The following is a 2,706-nucleotide window of genomic DNA, read 5'->3' on the forward strand; positions in this document are numbered from 1 at the left end:
ATAAGCTACCGGAAGAAAGATCACCCACCTTAATACCCAGCGGAACGCCCAGGGTGTATACTCTTTGTTTAAGCTTCAGGGAATCGGCAGGCTTTGAGATCAGCCCGATGTTTTTCAGGTTGATGCCGGTAAAAACGCCAAAATTCCGGGAAAAGTCTTTATTAAAATTGGAGCCGACATTCAGGAACATGGTAAACCTCGGAATATTACGCAGATGTTCGCCGTTATTCTTCATGGAAGCAAAAGACAGCAGGGGGCCATCGCCACCATGGGTTACGTATACCCCTTCCCGGTGTTTGGGATATTTTCCGAAAATGATGGAAAAAACGGTTTTTTCGCTGGTAACGATGGAGGTATCACCGTTAGCAGTAGTGGTGGTAGTCGCAGTGACTGAGTCTTTATTTTCCTGGGCAAATACACTACAACACAATGTCAACAGTATCAGGAATAACGGGCATAACTTACATTTCATAAAACGGGTGTTATGGTTTTTTAGATATTTGGTGGACTATTTCCACTAAAGACGACCCGGTTTAAAAAATGTTACGGCGACCCGGAAAATTTTTTAAAAATTCCTGTGACTGGCCACCCAGCCGATAATGTATTCGGAAATATCTTTGGTATTGGTACCCGGAGGGAACAGTTTTCCTACCCCCATTTCCTGCAGCGTTTCCATATCGGCATCGGGGATAATGCCGCCACCGGTGAGCAGCACGTCGTTCATGCCCTTTTCCTTCATCCGGGCAATGATCTTGGGAAATACGGTCATATGGGCTCCGGAGAGGATACTGATGCCGATAGCGTCCACATCTTCCTGCAGGGCGGCATTCACCACCATTTCCGGGGTTTGGCGCAAACCGGTATATATTACCTCCATGCCGGCATCCCGCAGTGCCGCCGCAATTACCTTTGCGCCCCTGTCGTGGCCATCCAGGCCCACTTTAGCTACCAATACACGAACAGGACGATTTAACGGGTTGACCATACCATTTTCATATTAAGGAAGTAAATGTACGAAAAAGCAGAAAGCTTAAGCTCTCTGCTTTTTTGTACATTTGTTCTCCAAGATAAAATTATTATGAGCGAAGAAAGATCCCTCAATTTTATAGAACAAATTGTTGAGGAAGACATAGCGAACGGCGTTAACGACGGCCGGGTACTTACCCGGTTCCCGCCCGAACCAAATGGCTACCTGCATATAGGTCATGCCAAATCCATTGTGCTGAACTTTGGACTGGCCCAGAAATACAACGGGAAAACCAATCTCCGCTTCGATGATACCAACCCGGTAACAGAAGATACCGAATACGTGGAATCTATTAAAGATGATATCCGCTGGCTGGGATTTGAGTGGGAGAAAGAACTGTATGCCTCCGACTACTTTGAACAACTCTACACATTTGCCGTAAAAATGATAGAAAAAGGACTGGCTTATGTGGAAGATGCCAGCGCTGATGAAATTGCCGCTGCCAAAGGTACCCCTACCGTACCAGGTACGCCCACTCCGGCCAGAAGCCGCTCTGTAGCGGAAAACCTGGACCTGTTTGAACGGATGCGCAAAGGCCAGTTCAAGGATGGTGAAAAAACGCTCCGCGCCAAAGGCGACCTCGCTTCACCCAATATGCACATGCGCGACCCCCTGATGTACCGCATCAAACATGCACATCACCACCGTACCGGCGACAAATGGTGCATCTACCCGATGTACGATTTTGCGCACGGACAAAGCGATAGCATCGAACATATTACCCATTCTATCTGTACGCTGGAATTTATTCCACACCGCCCGCTATACGACTGGTTTATCAAAGAACTGGAGATCTTCCCCAGCCACCAGTACGAGTTTGCCCGCTTAAACCTCACTTATACGGTGATGAGTAAACGAAAACTCAAACAACTGGTGGAAGATGGCCACGTGAGCGGATGGGACGATCCGCGTATGCCTACTATCAGCGGCCTGCGCCGCCGGGGTTATACTGCTGCCAGCATCCGCCAGCTCTGCGAGCGCGTAGGCGTACAGAAACGTGATAACATGATTGAACTGGGCCTCCTGGAATTTTGTATCCGCGAAGAGCTGAACAAAACGGCCAACCGTGTAATGGCCGTGCTGGACCCTGTAAAACTGGTGATCACCAACTACCCGGAAGGACAGGTGGAACAAATGACCGCCGATAACAACCCGGAAGATGAAAATGCAGGCTCCCGTACCCTGCCTTTCAGCAATACCCTGTATATTGAGCGGGAAGATTTTATGGAGGCGCCTCCAAAGAAATTCTTCCGCCTCGGCCCCGGCCTGATGGTACGTTTGAAAAACGCCTATATCATCAAAGGAGAAAGCTTTGAAAAAGATGCAGACGGTAATATCACCACCATTTACGCCACTTACCTGCCTGAAAGCAAAAGTGGGGGCGACCAGAGCGGACTAACCGTTAAAGGCACCATCCACTGGGTAAGCGCAGCACACGCAGCCACTGCCGAAGTACGGATCTACGATCGCCTGTTCACCGCGGAAAATCCACAGGCAGAAGAAGCCGACTTCAAAACCCTCATCAACCCGGATTCACTGCAGGTGATTAAACAAGCCTATGTAGAACCGGGCCTGCTGCAGGCAAAACCAGGCGAACGCTTCCAGTTCCTGCGCAAAGGTTACTTTGTAGTAGATAAAGACAGCACCCCTGAAAAAGTGGTGTTCAACAGGACTGTAAC

At 49.0% G+C, this 2,706-nt stretch carries 2 protein-coding genes and 1 pseudogene; 1 reads left to right on the forward strand and 2 read right to left on the reverse strand.

Going from position 1 to position 2,706, the window contains the following annotated elements; all coding sequences use genetic code 11:
- Together VN105_RS20000 and VN105_RS20005 are read right to left on the reverse strand one after the other, a co-directional pair.
- A pseudogene (locus VN105_RS20000) lies at nt 1–472 on the reverse strand (hypothetical protein); the annotation flags it as partial.
- 93 nt (nt 473–565) lie between these two features.
- Entirely contained in the window at nt 566–985 is a 420-nt protein-coding gene (locus VN105_RS20005; RefSeq protein WP_325643495.1) for a cobalamin B12-binding domain-containing protein, read from the reverse strand.
- Between the two features lie 93 nt (nt 986–1,078).
- On the opposite strand from VN105_RS20005, the gene VN105_RS20010 reads away from it, so the two are divergent.
- Nucleotides 1,079–2,706 (forward strand): glutamine--tRNA ligase/YqeY domain fusion protein (locus VN105_RS20010; RefSeq protein WP_325643497.1); only part of this gene is annotated, 1,628 nt, incomplete at its 3' end.

Origin of the sequence: Chitinophaga sp., assembly GCF_035564935.1 — a bacterium.
In the GTDB taxonomy this organism is placed as follows: domain Bacteria; phylum Bacteroidota; class Bacteroidia; order Chitinophagales; family Chitinophagaceae; genus Chitinophaga.